Origin of the sequence: Edaphobacter modestus (assembly GCF_004217555.1) — a bacterium.
Lineage (GTDB): Bacteria > Acidobacteriota > Terriglobia > Terriglobales > Acidobacteriaceae > Edaphobacter > Edaphobacter modestus.
Window position 1 is genome coordinate 5,651,439 of sequence record NZ_SHKW01000001.1, and the last position, 22,951, is coordinate 5,674,389.

Genomic DNA, 22,951 nt, shown 5'->3' on the forward strand with positions numbered 1-22,951 from the left:
AGCGATTCACCCCAATCGATTCGGCGCATTTGCGAGCTAAATTTCCTTGAGTGCAAAGGACGCAATGACTGGGAGTTAGGTGGGGCTGCAGGGAGATTTTCCGACGGAGAGGGCTTGACACGCCACAAGCAGATTCCGGATTGGACTTGCGAGCGATCGGGGGAGAACAATGACCCATGGGCCGCATGGTGGTGGCAGGAGTTCTAGGATGCATGGCAACACTGGCCGCGGCTCAGATGGTGAAGCCTGGGGCTTTGCCGGACAGCGATCGCGACGGGCTGAGCGATCCGCTAGAGGCTGAGCTTCTTAAACAGTTCCAGCCGCGATGGATGATCGGCAAAGAGGACTGCTCGGTGAGGCCGGCGCAGTTTACCGCGGGAATAATGATCCCTACGGTGGTTGGAGACGATGGGACGATCTATGGGCAGGCGTCTCCGTACCGCGGCCAGCAAGAGGAGGTGGAGCTGCACTTCTACCACCTGTGGCGGCAGGATTGCGGACGGATGGGGCACGCACTCGATGCAGAACATATTGCGGTGCTGGTGCGCCGTGAGAGCCCCGATGGCGGAACGCCGAGGTGGAGGGCGTTGTACTGGTATACGGCCGCGCACGAGGAAACGGTGTGCGACGCCAGCCAGATTGCTCGGGCCCCGACGGTCGAGGCGGAGGATGAAGGCGCCACCGTCTGGATCTCGCCAGGAAAACATGCCTCGTTCCTGAGTGAAGAGCTGTGCAGCCATGGCTGCGGGGGCGACCGTTGCGAGGATATGGACCGGATGAAGGCGGGCGAGGTCGTTAACCTGGGTGAGCTGTCGAGGCCGGCCGATGATGCGATCTGGGTGGCGTCTCCGCGGTGGTCGCTGGCAGATAAGATGAGGCGCAGCGACTTTCCGGAAGACAGAATCGTCCGGCTGGAACGACTGCCCGAGTCAGACGTTGCGTGGGCGAACCCGGCAAAGCGACCGGCGCAGGCGGCGATCTACGGTGGCAACTCCGCCGTGAACGGTATTGCGACAGGAGGCCACAGCACGGATACGGCTCTGGTGCTTGCAAACAGCAGTACTGGCAGGGCGATCGAGAAGGCGCAGCACAATACCGGCAATGCATTGACGAAGAGCTATAAGAATGTGGTGAAGGCTTTGGGTGGCGCCGCTTCCAGCACCGGGAAGGCGCTCGGGATAGAAGACGGGAAGAGCAAAAAAGCGCCAGAGTGAGCTTGAGTGGGATCCCGCGCCGAGAGAGAGAGCAATTGAGAATTCCACGAATTCAGTCACGGCTCAGGACAAGGATTGCCTCTCGGTCGGAATCGACTGAAGAGTTTTCACGTCAATCTGCTAGGCTAGCCTCGAACGCGGGCCACGAAAAAAGTTTCGGGGGAACCGGCGCATGGGTGAATTTCACTATGTCGGGTCAGAACTGGATCTGTTCGCGGAAGCAAGAAATTGGAAGGCCTACTGGTCTGGCCGCATACAATCCTTTCTCTCCGGTGATGTTCTGGAAGTGGGCGCTGGGATCGGCTCGAATACGGAGCTGATGTGCCGCCGTACGACGGGCCGTTGGGTTTGCCTGGAGCCGGATCCTGGCCTGGCCTCTCAACTGCAAGAGAGCTTGAAGGGCAAGGGGCACAACGGACGATTCTTGAGTGTTTGCGGTACCCTCGAGACTCTCGACAGAGAAGAGAACTTCGACACGATCGTCTATATCGACGTTCTCGAGCACATCGAAGACGATGCGGCCGAGATGAGAGAGGCTGCGCTTCGCCTTCGCCCGGGCGGAAGGATCATCGTTCTTTCGCCGGCGCATCAGTGGCTGTACACGCCGTTCGATTCGTCCATCGGACACTTTCGTCGCTACGATCGTGCTTCATTGAAACGGGTTTCGCCGCTGGGGCTGGCTCTTGAAGAGATGTTCTACCTGGATGCCTGTGGGATTGTCGCTTCCGCAGCGAACCAGTTGTTTTTGCGGCAGTCGATGCCTACCCGCAGCCAGATTGGTGTCTGGGACAGATGGATTATCCCAGCCTCTCAGGTTGTCGATCCGGTTCTGCGATATGCGGTTGGCAAGTCGATTGTTGGAATATGGCGCAGAGCTGCAGCGTAAATGCGGCCAGATTGCATCGAATTCAAACACGGGTCCCCACATGGGTAAATCAGTTTGATGAGAGGCAGCCATGGAAAGACTGCGGCTGATCGTACCGGTGTACAACGACTGGACCTCGTTCAACATCCTGCTCCGCGAACTCGACGAGGTCGCCGGGACTCTTCCCGTTCGTATGTTGATCAGCGCGATCGATGATGGATCGACCCAATACCCCGAGGAACTGAGCAACGTGGCCCAGCTGAGAAATCTGGAGGCGGTGGAGATTATTCACCTTTACTCGAATGTCGGGCATCAGCGAGCGATTGCCATTGGACTTGCCACGGTCGCCGAGGATGACGATTTCGATGCTGTGCTGGTGATGGATGCAGATGGAGAGGATTCCCCGCAGGCGATCGGCCGCCTGCTGGAGATGGCAGGGAACCGAAGGGACTTCTGCGTTGTCGCGCAACGCCGCCGCCGGTCGGAGAACCTCACCTTCAGGCTGTCCTATGTGGTGTATAAGTGCGCGTTCCGCCTGTTGACCGGACGGCAGATCGCCTTCGGGAATTTCTCGCTCTTCTCTCGAAGCTACGTAAGGCGACTGGTTCGCGTATCCGATCTGTGGAACAACCTGCCGGCGGCAGTTCTGCGATCGAGGCTTCCCATCCAGGCTCTTCCTGTCGATCGCGCACGGCGCTATGCGGGCCAGTCGAAGATGAATCTTACCTCGCTGGTGGTTCACGGATTCAGCAGTATCTCTGTCTACGCCGAAACAATCTTCGTAAGGCTGCTTTTCCTGACGCTGGTGCTTGCGAGCATCAGCGGTGTCTCCATCACGATTGTTCTCTCACTGCGCTTGTTCTTTCCGCGATTTGCCACTCCGGGATGGGCGACCACGGTCTCGTTCGGGATGGTGATTCTGCTGGTGCAGGTGCTGAGCGTGACGCTTTCGTCGATTCTGATGTTGCTGAACAGCCGTGTGCAGCGGCTGATTGTTCCCCTGGCCGATTACAAGTGCTTTGTGGATTATCGGCAGCAGATCCTGAGCCCGGTGAAGGAGAGGTTTGCTGTACTCGAGCCTACGCTGCAACCGCTTAAGGAAAGGCTGGCTTGATGCACAGGAGGATTCTGGCCTCAGCTTCTCCGCTTACGCTGTTCGTGGTCTCCTGCTCCTTGCTGCTTGTGTTTCATCAGGCGGCCTTGCTGTACGTGACGTATTCCGGCCACGATCAGGCGTGGTATCTGTTCGCAGCAGAACGTGTTCTGAACGGTGCGCAGCTTTATGGGCCGTACGTGTCGGACACCAACCCACCGATGATCGTGTGGTTTTCCATGCTGCCGGTGCTGCTTTCGCGCGTGCTTCCACTTTCAGAGACACTGTGCCTGCGGCTGATTGTCCTGGTGCTGCTGCTGGGGAGTACTACATGGTGCCTTAGGATTCTGCGGCACGTTGCATGGATGGCGGAGACGACGCTCCGTGCTCTGGTCGGTCTTGGCATCCTGTATGTGGGGCTGCGAATTGTTCCCAGCAACTTCGGGCAGAGAGAACACCTCTTCGTGATTCTCACGCTTCCTTATCTGTTTGCGGTGAGTACAGGAGCGGTCGATGGGCTTTCGCGAGCAGAGCGCTGTGCGCTCGGTCTGGCGGCCGGTATGGCCATCTGCTTCAAGCCGCAACATGCGCTGGCGTTGGTCGCAGCGGAGATGGTGCTGCTTGTGAATCGCCGCACGCTGCGGCGGCTGATCAGTCCCGAGGTGCTTACGCTGATGGTGAGCGGCGTCGTCTACCTTGTGGCGGTGAGAGTGGTGACGCCGCGGTATACGAAGGAGATTGTTCCTCTGCTTCTGGATACCTACTGGGCTTATGGAACGGCGTCGGTGGCGGGGCTTCTCTTCGCGATGAAGATGCGGCTGCTGGTCGCGTGTGCGCTCTTTGGGGTGAGTGTCTTTTTGCTGCACTCGCACCCGCTGTCTTTGGCTGTGGCAACGTTTGCGGCGTGCAGCGTCGGATCAATGCTGGCTTACGCCCTGCAACGCACGGGCTGGCCGTATCATCGTTATCCATCCAGCTCTTTTCTTATTCTTGCGGCGGTCCTGTTGGTTCTGAATATCTCCCAACCCTTTCTTCGCCGCTGGGAGGGGCGAACCGTAGGAAGGCCCGTCGCATACGCTTGCCTGGCTGCGGTGTTGCTTGCGGGGTTCGGATTCTTTCCACGGCAGTTGGCCCGAGCGCCGCTGCAACGCTCGGAGGTCTATCGTTTTCTGGAGGAGCGGAAGGGGACTCGCACCGTCTTTGTCTTCTCCACCACGGTGGGCTGGATGGCCGATGTCCTCGATCTGAGATGGAACTGGGGCGCGCGCTTTCCTTGTCTCTGGTTTGTGCCTGCCATCGTGCAGAATGAACATGGGCTGCCGGAAGCGGGCAGGCCGTTCAAGCGATTGGGTCCGGAGAGGCTCGCAGCGATCTCATCAATTCAGCGTACCGAGGTCGCAGAAGACCTGAATCGTTTTCAGCCGTCGGTGGTGATGGTCGAACACTGCGACCGGGAGCATGAATGTCAGGCTATCGAAGGCAAGTCCTTCAACACGCTTTCGTGGTTTCTCGAGGACTCACGGTTCGTGGAGGCATGGTCGCACTATCGGCGCGATTCGGCAGGGCCGGCATCGTTTGACGTCTACTTTCGTACTCCTTAGGGAGTACTGTTGCGGGCGAGATTTCGTCAGTGCGATGAAGGGGGCGTAGCGCTCTGCAGCTTTTCCAGCGCGAGCTTTGTGGCGGTATCGAGAGCGTCAGGGGACGCCGATGGAGAAGTGCTCGTTGATGCGGTGGCCGCCGACCGGATGGGCCGCCTCCAGAAAGACAGACGCGGAGTTCTTCGTAAGGACGCACTTTTTTCCGAGGCGTCTGTAAGAAAGAACTCCGCGTCTGTGCTGGATGAATCGCCTAAGGTTTGGGGCCGTTCTCCTGTGGAACCTCCTGGCCTTCGCCGGGGAAGGGCCATTGGCGGTCCAGCGGCCACTGCTGTGCTTCCCGAGTAGCCTTGGGGACTTTGTTGATCGTCAGGTTTTCAATGAAGTGGACGCCGCTTTTACCGGCTACAGCCAGGTCGAGGTCGCCGTCGTGATCGAGATCAGCCGCAAGAATCTGGGTACCTACGCCCGCTGTGCCGCCAAGTGAGATGGGAATTCGAGTGAAGGTTGCGTTGCCCTCGTCCTTGGAGCCGGTTGCGGGCTGAATGCGGTAGGCGTAGATGACAAGCGGATCGTAGGAGCCGGGATCGTTGCCGTTGTGACCGCGATAGCGCTTGCCGGTGATCAGGTAGGTAGAGCCGTTGCTCTCGAGGTCTGCAAGCAGAAGAGCATGAGACTGTGAGAAAGACTCGTCGATGGTGTGGCGGTTCCAGGTGCGATGCGCCGGTGTGCCGCCCTGTTCGAGCCAGTAGAGGCCGTAGCTATGGCCCTGGCCGACGATGATATCTGTCTTGCCGTCGTGGTTGACGTCATAGGCGACGATGGGGAAGCCGGTATCGCCGAGGTGCCAGTCCTGATGCCACTCCCACTTGTCGTTGTCGGCATCGATGTTTTTGAACCAGCCGTAGGGTGTCAGCAGGTCAGCCTTGCCGTCGCCATCGATGTCGGCGATGCCAATGCCGTGGCCGTCATGCTCTTTAGTACCGACGTGGTGGACGCGGGGCTGAGGACCGGAGAAATCAGCCCAGAGGATGCCAGAGTGGTTGTAGTGAGCGAGGGCAACGTCAGGCTTGCCATCGCCATTGATGTCACCGAAGGCTCCGCCTTCAGTGTCGTAGGAATCAGTGATCAGGTGCTTCTCCCACATCTTGCCATCGGCTGACTTGCCGGGGTTCTGATACCACCAGAGGCCGTTGGAGATCCAGCCGGTCGTGACGACGTCGGGAAGACCGTCGTGGTTGACGTCGACGATCCACTCGCCGCAGTCGGAGACGAACTCTTCATGTGTGCCTACCGTGCGGAACTGATGGCGCGTCCAGTCGCCTCCATTCGTGCCGGGATTTTGATACCAGTAGGCGCCGCTGAGGATGTCGGTGAAGCCGTCGCCGTTCATGTCGAGCAGCGAGATGCCTTCCGCGTGATCGGTACCGAGACGATGGGGAAGAAAGGTCGGCTGTGGCTTACCGTCGGGGCCGGGGCCGGGGGTGGGTTTGCGGAACTCGGTTGCGTGAGAGGGATCCTGCGCGAGCGCGGAACCTCCGGCAAGGAGGACGAGAGCAGAGAGCTTGAGAAGAGTTTTCATGGCGATTTATTGAGTAAGCGGTTTCAGCTGAACGGTGCGGCCTGTCTGGGCCGAGGTGCGGGCGGCGTCGAGAATCTGCATGACGACGAGGTTGGTATCGAGGGAAGAGAGATCTCCCTGCGGCTTAACCTGTCCATGAAGGACAGCAGCAAGGTAGGCCAGGGAGTCGTGCTGGTCGGCAGGTAATGGCGGAGCGGTCGCCTGCGATTCAGTCTTCTCGCCCTTGTAGCGGGTGCGAAGGCCATCGGGTCCGACGGTGATTACATAGCCGGTGGCTCCGTAGACCTCCATATCCTTGCGCGAAAAGGGCCAGTTCCAGGAGGGCATCAGAACAGTTTGGGTGCCCGGGTAGTGAAGGATGACGGTGGCATCATCGTCGACATGCGGATACGTCCCAGGCTTATCGGTCTGGGCGACGGCCGTGACCGATTCCGGAGCCTTGCCATGCATGAGCACGGTCATCAGATCGGCGCCGTAGCAGCCGAAGTCGAACAGGGCTCCGGCTCCATTCTGTACCGGGTCGGTGAGCCAGGGAAGCCACTCGGGACCGACGCCGATCTCCTTGGGACCTTCGTGTCCGTCGTGGACGACGACCTTGCGAAGAGTTCCGAGCTTGCCGGCCTCGGCCTGGTGGATGGCCTCGGTGTTGGAGGTGTACCAGGTGGTCTCGTAGTTGACGAGTACGTTGACGTGATGCTCGCGGGCGGCGCGGCGGATAGCGAGGGCGTCTTCCATGGTGGTGGAGAGAGGCTTTTCAACCATGGAGCTGATGTTGTGGCGCGCCGCTGCCTCGATGACCCGACGGTGATCCTGAATCGTCGTGTAGACGAGCACCGCATCAGGATGTTTGGTTGTGAGCGTGCTTTCGAGGTCGGTGGAGAAGAGCGATGGATCGAGGTGGTACTGGGTAGCGTACTGATGCGCGAGGGTGGTGTTGGGCTCAACGATGCCGACGAGCTGGGCGGCGGAATTCTTCGGCAAGGCAGTGAGGAAGCCCTTCACGTGTCCATGAACGAGACCGACGATGACCACGCGGATGGGCTGCGTGGAGGATGCGGAAGCGGTTTGCGCATAGGCCGGGACAGTAGCGGCGAGAGCACAGAGAGTAGCAATGACGGAGAGTTTTCTCATAAGCCTCATGACGGTTGGAGAAGGATTGCAGCGAAAAAGCAGACCGCAGATCCTTCGACTGCGCCTCTCGCGATAGAACCGCGAGAGGCTTTGCTCAGGATGACACTTCGTTTGATTTCTATACTTAATTTCATCCTGATACTTCGTGTTCATCCTGATACTTCGTTTTCGTCTCGGTACTTCATCCTCGTGCGATGCTTCATCGTATATGGGTCCAGATGCATGATCCATTGGAGATGTTCCCGGGGTGTGCAACCCTCAAACAATCTTCATGGTTTCGGGGTTCCATTTAACAGCCTGGCCGCGGTCGAGGCTTAGATTGCTAAGCAGGGCGGCCCCGGCTGCGCGGAAGCCGAAGGTCGCGTCCTCTACGGGCTGCTTGCGGGTGCGGACCGAAGAGAAGAAGTTGCGGAAGTGGTCGACGTTGTCGGAGTAGCCATGCGGCGCGGAGAACTTCTCGATGGCTGTGTAGGTTGAGGCCTCCGGAGGGGTGTCGGGGTACTTCTGGAGATACTTTTCAAGGAACTGTTTCTGCATCTCGGTGGAGAAGGTGGAGATGGTGAAGCCCGGTTCCTTCTCGCGGGGAGCACGTATGACGGTGACGGTCTGTCCGGCGATCTCCATGGTGCCTTCGGAGCCGGAGAAGAGGAAGCCTTCGCTTTCCTCCCCTCCGTTTACAAAATTTACGCGAAGGCTCAGGTTAAATCCCTGAGGGTAGTCGAAGAGGGCGAGCAGGACATCGGGGGCGTCCCGACCGTCCTTCCAAAAGCGAAGGCCACCGGTGGCCAGGGCTCGCGTGGGGCCGTGCGAGCCGGTGATGAAGTGTGTGCCGCTGAAGAGATGGACGAAGAGATCGCCGGCGACGCCGGAGCCGTAATCGCTCCACTTGCGCCACTGGAAGAAGCGTTCCGCGTTCCAGGGAACCTTGGGCGCGGAGCCGAGAAAGCGGGGCCAGTCGCAGGTCTCGGGGCTGGCGTCCAGGGGAACGGAGTAGTTCCATGCGCCTAAGGACGAGTTGCGATCCCAGCGGGCGCTGACCATGTTGAGCTCGCCGATGGCACCAGAGGCAAGCAGTTCTTTGGCCTTGGCATATGCGACGGAGCTGACGCGCTGGCTTCCGACCTGAAGAATGCGATTGGTGGAGCGTGCGGTGGAGATGATCTCGGGGCCGTCGGGGTAGACGTGGATCATGGGTTTCTCGAGGTAGACGTCTTTGCCTGCCTTCATCGCATCGACTGCGGCCTGTTTGTGCCAATGGTCGGGGGTGGCGATGAGAACGGCATCGACGTCGGGGCGGGCGAGAATCTCACGGTAGTCGCGCGTTGTGAAGAGGTCTACGTTATTGGCAGTGCCGGTGCCCCAGAGCTCCTTGCAATGGGTGAGTCGGCCGTCGTAGCAGTCGGCAACCGCGACGAGCTTTACGCCGGATACCTGAAGGGCATGCCGCATATCGGACTGTCCCTGAATGCCGGCGCCGATGAGGGCGAGTTGAATCGTGTCGTTGGGGGACTTCGGTGCGGGGGCCTGTCCAGGCTCGGCCAGGACTTTGAGACTGGTGGCTGCTGCGGCGAGGCTGCCGACCTTGAGGAAGGTTCTGCGGTTAAGGCTCATGCTTGCGTCTCGTTTCAAAGAGGTAAAAACCGATTTAGCTTGCGAGAGGAAGGGTAGGGGATTTCCGGGCTGCTGTAAAGGTTGAGGCGATACAAGATCCGCATCCTGTACGTGTTCATTCTCTGTTTTGAAAACGTTGACTCAACTCCGCTGCTGGTCTCGCAGGTGAGCGGCAGAGAGGAAGCCTTTCCGAAATGGAAGATACGACATTTTATGCCCTCCGATTATGTCCTCGGACAAAGCCCCCTGAGGTTGAGGGGTCGTTCGTCCGGGACGGAGAGAAGGGTGTGCGTGGAGCAGCCTGTCCCGGCTGTTAAGTTGCCTACCTGCGATAGAAGCCGCGATCATAGCCCTGCAGATATGCGTTACGGAAGGCATCTCGATAGGGGCCATAGGGGCCGAACGCCGGATCGTATCCCGGAGTGTCGTGAAAGGCGCGATCGCGCCTGGGTTGATAGCCTGCGCCACGATAGGCATCACGCAGGCCGGCATCGGAGCCGATGCGAAAGCCCTCGCGGCTGGCCTGTTCGATGAGCGGCGGAACGCTGCTGTACGGCGGCTGGGGAGGGGGCGGCGGCATATAGGCGTAACGATGGGGAGAGGCGCAGCCGGCCGAGAAGAGCAACGGAACGGCGAGGAAGAAAGCTGCGACATGGGGAGATTTCATAGTGGGCCCTCACTGCACGCTTTCGCCTGGCGTGCTCGGCGAAGCGTTCAGAGAGGTAAACGCGCAGTTCCATCAAAATGTTGTTGTCGAGATAAGGTTGCCTCGCCTTCAGCGAATAAGCATCGAGACAATGGACGCAGATAGGAGATTTGCCATGGTTCCGGCGAGCATGGCGCGCAGACCGAGCTGTGCGAGATCGTTGCGGCGATTGGGAACGAGGGCTCCGATGCCGCCGATCTGCATCCCGATGGAGCCGATGTTCGCGAAGCCGCAGAGCGCGAAGGTGGCGATGGAGAAGGTGCGCGGCGAGAGCTGAGACTTCTGCAGGCCTAGCTGCGTGTAGGCGACAAACTCATTGAGCACGGCGCGGGTGCCAAGCAGGTTGCCGATGGCGGGAGCCTCGCGCCAGGGGATGCCGATGAGCCAGGCGACGGGCGCGCCGACGACACCAAGGACTGCGTTGAGCGAGTGGGGGAAGGGAATATGACCACGAGCCCACAAAAAGTTTGAGGTGGCGAGCATGATCGCGTTGAACAGGCCGACGAGGGCGAGAAAGCTGATCAGCATGATGGCGACGTTGAAGGCAAGCTTGCCGCCGTCGATGGTGCCGCGGGCGATGGCGGCGATGAAGTTGTCGTTCTTGTGCTCTTCGCTGGGCGGCATCCGCACCGTACCGGCGGTGGCGGGCTGTTCGGTCTCGGGGACGAGCATCTTGGCGACGAGAATGGTCCCCGGGGCGGTCATGATGACGGCGGAGAGAAGGTCCTGCGCGTTGATGCCGAAGCTGATGTAGGCAGCCATGATTCCTCCGGAGACGTGGGCCATGCCGGAGGTCATGATGGTCATCAGCTCCGAGCGGGTGGCTCCGTCGAGGAAGGGCCGGATGGTAAGAGGGGCCTCGGTCTGTCCCATGAAGATGGAGGCGGCGACGTTGGTGGATTCGGCTCCGCTGGTGCCCATGGTGCGCTGCATGACCCAGGCGACGAGGCGAATGACCTGCTGCATGAAGCCGATGTGGTACAGCAGGGCGAAAAACGCGGAGATGAAGATGATGGTGGGAAGGACGGCGAAGGCGAAGACGGCAAAGGGGTGGCCGGGCGTTCCGAGCGGGCCGAAGACCATGGCGGATCCGTCGACGGCATGGGACAGCAGGGAGGTAACGGCGTTGCTGGCCGCATGGAGAATCGTCTGGCCGTAGGTCCACTTGATGACGAGGAAGGCGAAGACGATCTGCAGACCGAGTCCCCACGCGACGGTGCGCCAGCGGATGGCGCGGCGGTTGGTGGAGAAGGCGTAGGCGAGCCCGAGAAAGACGATGAGGCCTAGAAGTCCCGTAAATCGATGCAAAGAGTTGGCTCTCCTACAAGTGTCGCAAGGATCGTGTGGGATGAGTGTAACGGTTCGGGGGAGGGGAGAACCAGCAGCTTTTAGAAGCGTCCTGAGGCTGTCCTGCTGCGAAACCGTCCGCTGGCGGTGAGCGAGGGGACGCTGTCGAGCCGGATATGCCGCAAAGGCGTCCGCTCTTGTTTGAGCGAGTACATGCGCAGATCGGCGATGCGAAGCAGGCGGGTGGCGTCGTCCGCATCGTCGGGGTAGAGAGCGATACCGATAGAGGCAGTAACGCTCAGTTTGTGGCCGTCGAAGAAGAAAGGCAGCTCGGTGGCCTCGCGAATGGCATCGCGTAGCTGTTCGACGGATCGGACGAGGCTGGGGTCGCAGGCCAGCAGGGTGAACTCGTCGCCGCCGACTCGTGCGATGGAATCGATATGTCCGACGTGCTCGCGCAGATTGCCGGCAACGTGGCGCAGGAGCTGATCGCCGGCATGGTGTCCATGTGTGTCGTTGATCTGCTTGAAGCCGTCGAGGTCGAGCATGAAGAGGGCAAGCGTAGAACGTGCGCGGCGGCAACGATCGAGCGCGATGGAAAGGCGATCTTCGAACGACCGCCGGTTGGCCAGCCCCGTGAGCTCGTCGTGCAGGGCGAGCCAACGGTTATTGGAGACCTGCTCTTCCAGCATGACCAGGATCATACCGATGGAGATGAGGGACTTCTGCATGTTCCAGATGTGCGATGCGATGTCGGCATAGGTGCGGTAAGTAACGATGAAGGGGTGCAGAAAGAAGAAGAACGCCCAGATGGAGAAGCCGGTAATAATGGCGAGGCGGCCTGTGCTGTTACGCGGCAGCTTACGGTAGAAGTTCACCGTGGCAACGGCATAGACGACGCCCAGGCACCAGTAGACCACCTGGCGGTATCTGCCATCGGAGGCAAGCAAACCCATCCCAAGCCATCCTATGGCGAGCACCAGGGCCGTGATCAGGCTACGGCGAAGATAGAGCGAGGTGGCCACGCCGAGGATGAGCCCGAGTGCGATCCATGGCAGGAAGGCGGTCTTCGAGAAGAGGTGCAGGCCATAGGTGGCGCAGAGCGCGAGCAACGGGACGGAGTTGATCAGGAGAAAGAGGAAGCTCTTCCTGTCTGTGATCTCATAATTCCCGGAGGCCCACACGAAGACGAGACCGGCCAGCAGGTAGCAGACGATCACGATCGTGTGAAGGGTGGTGCCGGGCGGTCCGTTGGGACCGTAAAAGATGTGTGCGCTCGACTCGATCAGGGTAAAAAACAGTCCGAGGAGCCAGAGATTCGTCTGTCGTTGCGCATGGTCGCGGCGAAGCAACAGCAGGATGACGATGAGGATCGTCAAAGCCAGGAGATCGGGAAGAAAAGCGTAGTTCATCAGGTGTGCTTTCTGGTGCAGGCTTCTTTTTACAAAGAGGGGCCCAGTGAACCTGCTGATGGAATTGCTTCTCAGAACTGATTATCGGTCAAATCGCACCAGAAACGGTGAAAAGAATTGTCCAGAGGGTGTAAAGAATACTGCTATTGCTTGATCCGCGCGGGGTTACCGACGACTGTCGCTCCTGCGGGAACGTCGCGGGTGACGATAGAACCCGCTCCGACGATCGCATCGTCACCGATGGTAACTCCCGGAAGGAGAATGGCTCCTCCTCCGATCCAGACGTTGGATCCAATCCGGACAGGACGTCCGCTCTCGAGGTTTGCCCTTCGAATGGAAGGGTCGCGGGGATGATCGGCAGCGTAGATCTGAACCCCTGGGCCGATCTGGGTTCGGTCGCCGATGGTGATCGGGGCGACATCGAGGAGAACGCAGTTGAAGTTCAGGAAGACCCGGCTTCCGACGTGGATGTTGTAGCCGTAGTCCACGAAAAAGGGTGGGCGAATCTCGGTGCGGTCGCCGACCGAGCCGAGGAGATCCTTCAACTGAATCAGATGGGTGGCTGGATGATGCGGCGTTGCGTTGTATTTGTGCAGGAGCGCGGCAGAATGCAACCGGTCGGCGACGAGGACCGGATCTTCGGCGTTGTAGAGCTCGCCGGAGATCATCTTCTCTTTCTCGGATTTAGGAGACGAGGGCATCAGAGACTCCTGCCAGGTTCGATCGGGTTGCGGTGAACGTGGTAGCCGAAGCGACGATCTCACGGACAATCGGCTGTGCTATTGGCGCGGCGGGCTCGATTCTAACAGTCTCCTGAAGCATGCGTTCCGGTTCGGCGAGCAGTGCGTCATCTTCGCTGAAGAGCGTGAAGAGGGGCTGGCCTGCTTCGATGCGGTCGCCGAGTTTTACGTGCGACTCGATCCCCGCGTGCACGCTGACCGGATCGCCTGGCTTGGCGCGGCCGGCGCCCAGGCGCTGAACCGCCCAGCCTGCCTGCTTGCAATCCATCGAAGAGAGATATCCCGCATGTTCGGCTTTCAGGACGAGGGTGGCGTTTGGTTTATGGTGCGAAGCGGGATCTTCGAAGACAGAGGTATCTCCACCCTGCGCCTCGACGATCTTCAGCCATGCCTTGTAGGCATCGCCGGACTGAAGGATCTGGTCGGCAAGTTGTGCTCCGGCCTCGGGAGTCGAAGTCCGGCCTGCAAGGTACAGCATCCAGCCGGAGAGGATATTCGAGAGCTCGATGAGATCCTTCGACATGGGATGGCGTTTGCCTCGCAGGATGTCCACGCACTCCCACACTTCGACCCAGGTGCCGGAGAAGCGGCCGAGGGGCTCGTCCATGCCGGTGAGAAGAGCCACGGTGCGGGTGCCGGAGGCTTCGCCGGTCTGCACCATAAGCTCTGCGAGATACTTCGACTTCTCGTAGCTCGGCATAAAAGCGCCGGAACCAACCTTCACATCGAGAACGAGCGCGTTAAGGGACTCAGCCAGCTTCTTGCTCATGATGCTGGCCGTGATGAGGAACGGGGATTCGACGGTGCCGGTGTGATCGCGCAGCGCATAGAGGATGCGGTCGGCGGGAACGATACGCGGGGTCTGGCCGATGAGCGCGGCGCCCGAGCCGCGAAGCGTCTCGGCGAGCTGCTTCAGGTCGAGCTGCGTATTGAAGCCCGGAATGGTTTCGAGCTTGTCGAGAGTGCCGCCCGTGTGACCGAGGGATCGGCCGCTGATCATCGGGACGCAGATGCCGGGAACGCCGGCGTCCGTTGGATGCGCAAGGCCGGCAGCAGCGAGAATCGGGGCGATGAGCAGCGAGGTCTTGTCGCCGACGCCGCCGGTGGAGTGCTTGTCGATGGTGAACGTATCGAGAGGCGCAGCATCGAAGGTATCGCCGGAGTAACGCATGGCGGAGGTGAGGGTCGCGAGCTCGCGGGCGTCGAGGCCGCGCAGGAAGACCGCCATCAGGAAAGAGGTGATCTGGGCGTCGGTGACGAGATGCTTCTCGGGGGTGCGGTCCACGATGGCTCGGATGAAGGCATGGATCTCTTCGTCGCTGAGTGCGTGGCCGTCGCGTTTATGAAGGATGACATCGATGGGGTGGATGTGGCTCATGGCTCTCGCTGAGGTACGGGCTGAAATCAATTGTCCTTGAGGAGGAAGGCGTGAGGCAGCAGGTCGGCGATAGTGGATCGAGTGAGCGATCCGTCGGCTGCGGGAAAGAAGACTTCGGTAGAGGGGGTGCTGAACTCGTGGATGGTCTGGCGGCATGCCCCGCAGGGCTGGCTGGCGGTGTCGTTGAGATTGGCGATTACGATGGCGCGGATGCGGATGGAAGGTCCGTGGAGTGCGACGGCTGAGGCGATAGCGGTCTGCTCGGCGCAGGTGGTTAGCCGGTAGGAGGCGTTCTCGACGTTGCATCCGGTTACGATGCTGCCATCTTCTAGCAGAACGGCGGCACCGACACGGAAGGAGCTGTAAGGGGCGTAGGCGTTGCCGGCGACGGCACGTGCTCGCCGATGAAGATCGTCTCTCTGTGCGGAAGAGATGCCCGCCGATGCTTCGTTTTGAGACATGGGGAGAGGTTAACGGGTACCGACATTGCTGACAAGTCATCCTGGGCTAATGCTTTGTCCACGAGTCCCGATAAGAGAGATGTGGACGACCTGACCCAAGAATTCATCGCAGAAAGCCAGGACGGTCTGGACCGCATGGAACGGTGTCTGACCGAGCTTGAGACCCGACCGCAGGATAGCCAGCAGCTCGTGGGAGAGATCTTCCGCGCGGTGCATACGATCAAGGGAACGACAGGGTTCCTGGGATTCAATCGGCTGGAGAAGCTGGCCCATGCCGGCGAGTATCTGCTTGGCTCGCTGCGCGAGGGACGGCTTGCCGTGACCGAAGAGTTGATCAGCGGTCTGCTGCGGCTTCTCGATGGGCTGCGCGCCATTCTCACGCTGATCGAAGAGACCGGCGGAGAGGGAACCCGCACCACCGACGAAGATAGTGGGTTGATCGCGGAGCTGGCCAAACTGAACGGCGAAGAGACGAAAACCCCGTCGAAGGAGAAGGCAACGCCTGTGGTGTCGATCAAGGCGGCGGAGGAGACCGCGACGCCGGCTCTTCCGGAGGCGATGCAGGCAGCGTCGAGTACGGAAAGCAGGGGATCGGCGAGCGGCGACAAGACGCTGAGGATCGACGTAGAGGTCCTCAACCGAATGATGAACCTGGTTGGCGAGCTGGTTCTTACCCGCAACCAGATGCTGCAGAGCGGAGTAGAGGCGACCAATTTTCCGGAGCTTGCCCGTCGACTGGACAGCGTAACGGCGGACCTGCGCGAGACGGTAATGCAGGCGCGCATGCAGCCGGTGGGAAATCTCTTCGGCAAATTCCCGAGAATGGTCCGCGATCTTGCGCGAACCTGCGGACGGGATGTGAGGATCGAGTTTTCCGGTCAGGAGACGGGGCTCGATAAAAGCCTGCTGGAGGCCATCAAGGACCCGCTGACCCACGCTGTACGCAACGCGGTGGACCATGGTATCGAGCCCCCGGCCGATCGCGTGCTCGCAGGGAAGTCGGCTGAGGGCTGTCTTCGGCTGAGAGCTTTTCATCAGAGTGGATCGGTTGTCATTGAAGTGGCTGACGACGGCGCCGGCATTGCGATGGAGCGGGTGCTGGCCAAGGCGGTTGAACGTGGCCTGGTTACGCCGGAGCAGGCCAAGGAGATGACGGAGCGCGAGGCGCTGCAGCTGATCTTCCTGCCGGGATTTTCGACGGCGGCGGCAGTGACCACGGTGTCCGGCCGCGGCGTGGGCATGGACGTGGTGCGCGCCAATGTAGAGAAGGTGGGAGGCAGCGTCGAGCTGGAGTCGAAGGTCGGCGTGGGTACGACCCTGCGTCTGCGGGTTCCCCTGACGCTTGCGATTGTTCCGGCACTGGTGGTGCGCAGTGGAGGTCAGAGCTTCGCCCTGCCGCAGACGACGCTTGTGGAGCTCGTCTATATTCCCGGGCGGGATGCAGCCCAGGTGGTGGAGCGAGTGGGAGCGTCCGAGGTCTATCGTCTGCGCGAGCGGCTGCTGCCCATGATATGGCTCGATCGTCTCCTGGGACTCAAGAGCACGGCGGAAGCGCATGGATTCTACATGGCGGTGCTGGAGGCTGAGGGCTGCCGGTATGGCCTGGTCGTGGACGACCTGCTTGCTCCGGAAGAGATTGTGGTCAAACCGCTGTCCGCGGTGCTGCGCGAGATCGGTCTGTTCTCGGGGGCAACCGTATTGGGCAATGGAACGCTGGCGCTGATTCTGGATATCGCAGCAACGGCGGCTCGTGCCGGGGTGAAGCCGGTTCTGGAAGAGCGCGAGGAGCAGGTCGTCGACGTCAACCAGGATGAAGCGTCCTTCCTCGTCTTTGAAGACCGGGCGCGGGAGAGGACGGCGCTGCCGCTGGGCGTGGTCGAACGGATCGAAAGCGTTCCATTCAGCCGCATCGAGTATGCGAACGGGCGTGCGCTGCTGCAATATCGCGGCGAACTGCTGCAGCTTCGCGATGACGGCCGCGTTCTGGACGAGATGGAGATGCTGAAGGACGAGGAGGCCTCGGCGACGGTGTTGATCTGTGGGGATCCGCAGACAAGGTCCGGGCGGATGGGCATTGTCGTGCGTCGCGTTCTGGATGTCTCCGACGGAACACTGCTCGAGGAAGATGAAGCAAATGGGGAGACGGATCTGGCGCTGGTGAAGGAGCGGCTGACAACGATCTTTCGCGGCTTTGGCGCCGAGGCAGGGAAGAACTGGAGGGAGGTCGCATGAAGATCGTCGGACAGGATGCTGAGCAGATGCAGGAGGAGGCCGAAAGCGCTTCACTATGCTCGATGTTTGCGGGAGCCGATAGCTTCGGCATCGATACGAGTAAGATCCGCGAGGTGCTGGGACGGCGCGATCTGGAGCGGGTTCCGATGGCTCCGCCATTCGTTGCGGGCGTGGTTCCCTATCGCGGCGACGTGCTGACGACGGTAAGCTTTCGTGCCTTGCTGGGGCTACCGGACAACGCCGAGCCAGGCTGCGTTCTGGTACTGGACGACGACGGAGGCCGCGAGAGATTTGGCCTGGTGGTCGATGCGGTCGGAGGCGTGGTGACGGTTCAGCTCAAGATGCTCGAGGCGAATCCCTGCACGCTGGACGCGAAGTGCAAATGGCTCTTCGATGGAGCCTATAAGACGGAGAACGGCCTGATGGTGCAGCTGGACCCCCAGAAATTGCGTCCTTCGCGGCTGGCGGAGACCGGACTGTTTCGGCAGGGAGGAACGGGTGAGAGCCTATGAAGGCGTTGATTGTGGATGATTCGAGCTTTATCCGTGAGTATCTTCGACACCTGCTCGATCGAATGGGCGTGGTCTGCGCGGAGGCCGTGGACGGCAGCGACGCACTTGCGGTGCTGGAGGCCCAGAAGGACTTCGATCTGATGCTGCTGGATCTGAATATGCCGGTGATGAATGGGTTGGAGTGTATCAAGGCGCTTCGCAAGGCCAAGCTGCATCCGGCGATGAAGGTGATGATGGTCACGACCGAGGCGGATAATTCCTTCATCTCGAAGGCTCTGGACAACGGTGCCGACGAGTTTCTGATGAAGCCGTTCACCCCGGAGAGCCTGCGCGAAAAGATGATGCTGATGGGATTCGCTGCTTGAATCGCGTCGCAGGCGCGAACCATGACAAAGACCCGCTCGTTGCCGAAGAAGAGGACAGAGGAAGATGAGTATCTTTGCGACGCGGCCCTTGCGCATTCTTGCGGCGGATGACTCTGCCGTGATGCGTGGCATTATGCGGACGATGTTTGAGCGTCATGCGAAGGACAGCCGAAGCGAGCTGCCGAAGATGGAGCTGGTAGGCTTCTCTCGCGACGGTGTGGAATGCCTCGAGGAGGTCACAAGGCTGAGCCCGGATGTCCTTGTGCTCGATCTCGAGATGCCGCGTATGAATGGTCTGGATGTTCTGGACCGCCTTCGCCATACGAAGCCAAGGCTGCCGGTCATCATGTGCAGCTCGCATACCGAGATGGGTGCCCGCGCAACGCTCGATGCGCTCGCGCGCGGTGCGGCGGACTACGTGATGAAACCCGCCGGCCAGAGAGATCTTGCCAGCGCGCTCGCATCGCTGGCCGAACAACTGCTGCCGCGAATTGCTGCCTTTGCGGCGGAGAGAAACCGCCCTGAATCCGCTGCGCAGGTTCCGCCCGCGCTGCCGCGTGTCGCTACCCCAGGGAGGCCAGGGGAGAGCGTTGCTTCGGCTGGCACACCGATCGAGGTCCTCGTGATTGGTGTTTCCACTGGAGGGCCTACTGCTCTTGAGCAGCTGTTGCCCCGGTTGGCGGTCGACCTTCCTGTTCCGATCCTGATCGTGCAGCATATGCCCAAACTCTTCACGAATGTCCTGGCCGAGCGGCTCGATCGCTGCTGTGGCCTGAGAATCGCGGAGGCCTATCACGGGGCACCGCTGCAACCGGGAGGAGTATGGCTGGCGCCCGGCGATGCACATATGGAGGTCGCCCCTCGCGCCGGTTTGCAGGACAAGGGCGGAGCGAGCGGGCAGGTACGGCTGCATTACCGCGACCCGCTGCATCATTGCCGTCCTGCGGTTGACTATCTCTTTCTTTCGGCGGCACGGATGTACGGTGCTGGGACCCTGGCAGTCGTGTTGACGGGGATGGGATCGGACGGCCTGGATGGCGCGCGCGCGGTGCACGATCGCGGCGGGGTGGTACTGGCGCAGGACGAAGCCTCATCGGCCGTCTGGGGAATGCCGGGCAGGGTTGCGGAGTCCGGGATCGCCGCCGCCGTGCTTCCTCTGGACGGAATGGCCCGTGAGGTCAACCAGAGAATCAGCGCGGGACGGAGAGAGATCGGCGCGACACCGGGAACAGTTTCTGTGCCTGGCTCGCGACGGGAGGTTGCGCATGGCCTGTACTGAAGCCGACTACGCGTATCTGCGCGAGATTGTACTGAAACAGTCCGCCAACCTGGTCGATCCGTCGCGAAATGCGCTCTTCGATGCGAAGCTTATCCCGATCGCGAAGATGGCCGGAGCCTCGAATCTCAAGGACTTCGTGCGGCTGCTGCAGACGGATCGTCCTGCGCATCTGCATCGGGCGGTCGCAGAGGCGATGACGGTGAACGAGACCAGCTTCTTTCGCGATGTGAAGACCTTCGATCTGCTGCGCAGAGCCATCCTGCCTGAACTGGTGGAGCGAAGGAGGCAGGAGCGCAGGCTGCGGATCTGGAGCGCGGCAAGCTCGACGGGGCAGGAGGCCTATAGCCTCGCGATGCTGTTGCTCGAACATGTGCCGGATATCGAGCGCTGGGACGTGAAGATCCTGGGGACCGATATCTCCCAGCGGGTTGTTGCCTATGCGCAGCGAGGACGGTATCGAAGACTCGAGGTGAACCGTGGCCTTCCGGCGCGCATGCTCCTGAAATACCTTATTCGAGACGAGGAGGAATGGGGGGTGAGCCAGAATCTCCGGAATCTGTGCGAGTTTCAGCAGCTTAACCTCACCACTCCGATGCCCCCGCTTCCGACCTTCGATCTTGTGTTGCTGCGGAATGTGCTCCTCTACTTTTCGCAGGAAGATCGAAGCCACGTCTTTGCCACGATGCATCGGCAGATAGCCCCGGACGGATATCTGTTGCTGGGAAATGCAGAGCAGGCCGAAGAGTCAACCAGCCTGTTTGAGGCGGAGTTCTCTGCGGAGTCGTTCTTCTACCGGCCTCTGGTTGACTAGTCTCAACCAGAGGACAAACCATAAGCGCATCACCTGGGAAGCCGCAGGCCACAGCCCTACTGGGGAGATTGCGCCGGTTGCGGCTGCTTGTTGTCTTTGTCGTTGCCTCCGCCGAAGATCTTCTGGAAGATGTTTTTCTTCTTCTTAGGCTGCTCCGGCTGGGCGGGTTGCGGCGCGGCCGGGCTGCCGGCGGGGGGCGCGGAAGTAGGAGACGACGGAGGCGCTGTCCCTGCAGGGGAAGGCGTTGGTGGAGCGTAGGGTGAGACCGGGGCTGCGTGACCGCCAAGCCCAAAGAGCTTCTGGAAGAAGTTTTGGGGATTCTCATTCATCTGCGAGCAACTGGCCGTGGGAGCCGTTCCATCGAGGAAGGCTACATTCATCGTGTGGGTCGAGCAAGAGACGTCGGCCAGCAGGCCGGTGTCGCTATCTATCTTGGCAATGCTTACGCCGTCTGGAGGAGAAAATGACTTGACGTCAGAGTATTGCGGCAGCTTGATTGCCCGCTTCATGAACTCTGCCCAGATCGGCGCGGCAGCATCGGCGCCCTGGATCTTTACATCGGTGTAGTCGTCGTTTCCGACCCAGACGATGCATATGAGGTTCGAGGTGTAGCCGGCGAACCATGCGTCGTGGCTGGTTCCTGTTTTGCCGGCGCCCGGCGCGCTGAACCCACGCCCTCGGACTACGGCCGCCGAGCCGTAGTTCATTGTGGCTTCGAGGAGGGACTGCGTCAGGTAGGCGGCTCGCGGATCCATCACCTGTTTCGCTTCAGGCGAGTAGTCGGAGACGATATCGCCACTGGTATTGCGAACCGAGGCTAACATCCATGGCTTCAGGCGAACCCCCCCATTTGCGAAGACCGTATAGGCGCCAGCCATGTCGATGGGGGTTGCGGCATAGGCGCCGAGCGAAACGGATGGAGTGCCACGTGCAGCGGCGATGCCTGCCGATCGGGCGAGAGCAGCGACATTCTCAAAGCCGATCTGCTGGCCGAGCGAGATCGTCGCATTGTTCAGAGAGTGGGCAAGGGCGTACGCGGCGATGACGTCACCGCGGAAGTCTCCCTTGAAGTTGTTAGGACTGTAGGTTTGGCGTCCGTGGTCGAAGGTAAAGGTCGTCGGAGTGTCGTTGAGATGCGTGGCGGCGGTGAAGACTCCCGACTCGCCGAGCGAGGTTCCATTGAGGCTGGAGTTATAAGCCGCGGCGTAGACAAAAGGCTTGAAGATCGAACCAGTGGGCCGCTTTGAAATCGCATGATCGAGCTGGGAGGCGGAGTAGTTGCGGCCACCAACCAGGGCCAGGATCTGGCCGGTGTGGGGATTCAGCGCAACCAGGGCCACCTGCGGGTAGGTAAACGGCGCTGTGCTCTTTGCATTTCGTTTGCGGATGATCTCATCGACGTTTTTCATCCCGATCTCAACGGCATCGGAGGCTGCGTGCTGAAGATCCGGATCGAGCGAGGTATAGATGCGAAGGCTCTGGTGTGCGAGGTCCTGATCGCTGATACGTTGCACTAGCTGGTCATGTACCAGGTCTACAAAGTAAGGTGCCTCGCTGGCGTCCACATCGGCGGTAGTAAGACGCAGCGGCTCAGCCTTGGCCCGCGTTGCAGCGCTTGCGGAGATCGCGCCCGTCTCCACCATGGAGTCAAGCACCACATTGCGCCGGGCGATGGCGCGCTCCGGGTGGCGATACGGATTCAGACGGCTTGGGCTCTGGTACATGCCTGCGAGAAGGGCGCACTCAGCCGTGTCCAGCTGCTTGAGATCTTTTCCAAAGAAGGCCTGGGATGCCTCACCCAGCCCGTTAATGTCGTAGCTGCCACGGTGACCCAGGTTCATCTGGTTGGCGTACATCTCGAAGATCTGTTGCTTGGAGAAGCGGGACTCGAGCTGGAAGGTAATCAGAATCTCGATGAATTTGCGCTTCAGCCGCTTCTCGGGAGAGAGAAAGAAGCCTCGCGCCAGCTGCATGGTGATGGTGGAGCCGCCGCAACGCTTGCGCCCGCTGGTCAGGTCCTCGACGCCGCATTTCGCGATCCGCAGAAAGTTCACGCCGCTGTGCTCGAAGAAGTTGCGATCTTCGATTGAGGTAATGGCCTTAACCATCTCCGGCGGAATGTCCTTATAGGTGACCATGCGCCGTTTGGTGCGGCTGTTCTCTTCGGAAAGTGCGGTAATCAGCTGCGGCTCAAGCTCATAGGCACTTAGTGCGGCGCCGTTCTCGGCGGTGATCTTGTCGACGATGCCGCCTGGTGCATAAATAGTGGCGCCATCGGGGGTGTGGTAGCTCTCCGGGCCGGGTTTGATGAAGAGGCTGTCGCCATTCTGCTGAAAGGTGCCGAGCTGCGGATTGTTGTTGTAACCGGCCCGGCGGAGGTCGGCGGCGATCGAAGAAACGGAAAGCTTCTGGCCGTCGCGAATCTCGCGCGGGGCAGCATAGATCTGCGACACACTTGCAAACATCGGGCCTTTGGCCAGGCGATCGTTCACAATGTGCTCGTATTTGAAGTAATAGAAGCCGAGTACGCCGAGAAGGACAACGAAGCAACCAAGCATCGCGACCAGAGCATACCGTACGAAACGGTTGTCGAGGTGGAGCCGGTCCACGATGCTTGCTTGCTTGCTGCTCGATTTATTGCTGCCGTATTTGAGTTTGACTGGCAAAGGGCACT

At 60.3% G+C, this 22,951-nt stretch carries 19 protein-coding genes; 9 read left to right on the plus strand and 10 right to left on the minus strand.

The features are described 5' to 3' along the window. Positions 1–212: 212 nt before the first annotated feature. The 4 genes from BDD14_RS23840 (at position 213) to BDD14_RS23855 (ending at position 4,773) form a co-directional block, all read left to right on the plus strand. Positions 213–1,214 (plus strand): hypothetical protein, encoded by a 1,002-nt coding sequence (locus tag BDD14_RS23840; protein WP_130421846.1) that lies wholly within the window; start codon positions 213–215, stop codon positions 1,212–1,214. A gap of 172 nt (positions 1,215–1,386) precedes the next feature. After that, on the plus strand, positions 1,387–2,100 hold the full coding sequence (locus BDD14_RS23845) for a class I SAM-dependent methyltransferase (protein WP_130421848.1): 714 nt from the start codon (positions 1,387–1,389) through the stop codon (positions 2,098–2,100). A gap of 70 nt (positions 2,101–2,170) precedes the next feature. Beyond that, positions 2,171–3,193 (plus strand): glycosyltransferase, encoded by a 1,023-nt coding sequence (locus BDD14_RS23850; protein WP_130421850.1) that lies wholly within the window; start codon positions 2,171–2,173, stop codon positions 3,191–3,193. Then, on the plus strand, positions 3,193–4,773 hold the full coding sequence (locus BDD14_RS23855; RefSeq protein ID WP_207231814.1) for a hypothetical protein: 1,581 nt from the start codon (positions 3,193–3,195) through the stop codon (positions 4,771–4,773). The genes BDD14_RS23850 and BDD14_RS23855 overlap by 1 nt, the downstream gene beginning before the upstream one ends. A gap of 250 nt (positions 4,774–5,023) precedes the next feature. Here the strand turns inward: BDD14_RS23855 and BDD14_RS23860 are convergent, their stop codons facing one another. The 9 genes from BDD14_RS23860 to cdd all read right to left on the minus strand — a co-directional run bounded on the left by BDD14_RS23860 (position 5,024) and on the right by cdd (position 15,078). Continuing rightward, entirely contained in the window at positions 5,024–6,352 is a 1,329-nt protein-coding gene (locus BDD14_RS23860) for an FG-GAP repeat domain-containing protein (protein WP_130421854.1), read from the minus strand. 6 nt (positions 6,353–6,358) lie between these two features. Further along, positions 6,359–7,483: a Gfo/Idh/MocA family protein gene (locus BDD14_RS23865; protein WP_130421856.1), complete on the minus strand. Its 1,125-nt coding sequence runs from the start codon at positions 7,481–7,483 to the stop codon at positions 6,359–6,361. 258 nt (positions 7,484–7,741) lie between these two features. Continuing rightward, positions 7,742–9,094 (minus strand): Gfo/Idh/MocA family protein, encoded by a 1,353-nt coding sequence (locus tag BDD14_RS23870; RefSeq protein WP_130421858.1) that lies wholly within the window; start codon positions 9,092–9,094, stop codon positions 7,742–7,744. A gap of 322 nt (positions 9,095–9,416) precedes the next feature. Beyond that, entirely contained in the window at positions 9,417–9,761 is a 345-nt protein-coding gene (locus BDD14_RS23875; RefSeq protein ID WP_130421860.1) for a hypothetical protein, read from the minus strand. A gap of 108 nt (positions 9,762–9,869) precedes the next feature. Beyond that, positions 9,870–11,108 carry a NupC/NupG family nucleoside CNT transporter gene (locus tag BDD14_RS23880; protein ID WP_130421862.1) on the minus strand — a complete coding sequence of 413 codons (1,239 nt, stop codon included), beginning with the start codon at positions 11,106–11,108 and terminating at the stop codon, positions 9,870–9,872. A gap of 80 nt (positions 11,109–11,188) precedes the next feature. Then, positions 11,189–12,499 (minus strand): GGDEF domain-containing protein, encoded by a 1,311-nt coding sequence (locus tag BDD14_RS23885; protein WP_130421864.1) that lies wholly within the window; start codon positions 12,497–12,499, stop codon positions 11,189–11,191. A gap of 143 nt (positions 12,500–12,642) precedes the next feature. Next, positions 12,643–13,200, minus strand: a complete 558-nt coding sequence (locus BDD14_RS23890) for a sugar O-acetyltransferase (RefSeq protein WP_130421866.1) — start codon at positions 13,198–13,200, stop codon at positions 12,643–12,645. Next, a complete protein-coding gene (locus BDD14_RS23895; protein WP_130421868.1) occupies positions 13,184–14,617 on the minus strand; it encodes a thymidine phosphorylase in 1,434 nt (477 codons plus the stop codon). The genes BDD14_RS23890 and BDD14_RS23895 overlap by 17 nt, the downstream gene beginning before the upstream one ends. A 26-nt stretch (positions 14,618–14,643) precedes the next feature. Then, on the minus strand, positions 14,644–15,078 hold the full coding sequence (gene cdd / locus BDD14_RS23900; protein WP_130421870.1) for a cytidine deaminase: 435 nt from the start codon (positions 15,076–15,078) through the stop codon (positions 14,644–14,646). An 81-nt stretch (positions 15,079–15,159) separates the two neighbouring features. Here cdd and BDD14_RS23905 point away from each other — a divergent pair, with 81 nt between their 5' ends. The 5 genes from BDD14_RS23905 (at position 15,160) to BDD14_RS23925 (ending at position 20,277) form a co-directional block, all read left to right on the plus strand. Next, a complete protein-coding gene (locus BDD14_RS23905; RefSeq protein WP_130421872.1) occupies positions 15,160–17,310 on the plus strand; it encodes a chemotaxis protein CheA in 2,151 nt (716 codons plus the stop codon). Next, on the plus strand, positions 17,307–17,822 hold the full coding sequence (locus tag BDD14_RS23910) for a chemotaxis protein CheW (protein ID WP_130421874.1): 516 nt from the start codon (positions 17,307–17,309) through the stop codon (positions 17,820–17,822). Before BDD14_RS23905 ends, BDD14_RS23910 begins: the two co-directional genes overlap by 4 nt. After that, on the plus strand, positions 17,819–18,187 hold the full coding sequence (locus BDD14_RS23915; protein ID WP_130421876.1) for a response regulator: 369 nt from the start codon (positions 17,819–17,821) through the stop codon (positions 18,185–18,187). The genes BDD14_RS23910 and BDD14_RS23915 overlap by 4 nt, the downstream gene beginning before the upstream one ends. A 64-nt stretch (positions 18,188–18,251) precedes the next feature. Then, positions 18,252–19,466, plus strand: a complete 1,215-nt coding sequence (cheB, locus tag BDD14_RS23920) for a chemotaxis-specific protein-glutamate methyltransferase CheB (RefSeq protein WP_130421878.1) — start codon at positions 18,252–18,254, stop codon at positions 19,464–19,466. After that, positions 19,453–20,277 (plus strand): CheR family methyltransferase, encoded by an 825-nt coding sequence (locus BDD14_RS23925; protein ID WP_130421880.1) that lies wholly within the window; start codon positions 19,453–19,455, stop codon positions 20,275–20,277. The genes cheB and BDD14_RS23925 overlap by 14 nt, the downstream gene beginning before the upstream one ends. 56 nt (positions 20,278–20,333) lie before the next feature. Here the strand turns inward: BDD14_RS23925 and BDD14_RS23930 are convergent, their stop codons facing one another. Beyond that, positions 20,334–22,943: a transglycosylase domain-containing protein gene (locus BDD14_RS23930; RefSeq protein WP_130421882.1), complete on the minus strand. Its 2,610-nt coding sequence runs from the start codon at positions 22,941–22,943 to the stop codon at positions 20,334–20,336. Positions 22,944–22,951: the final 8 nt, after the last annotated feature.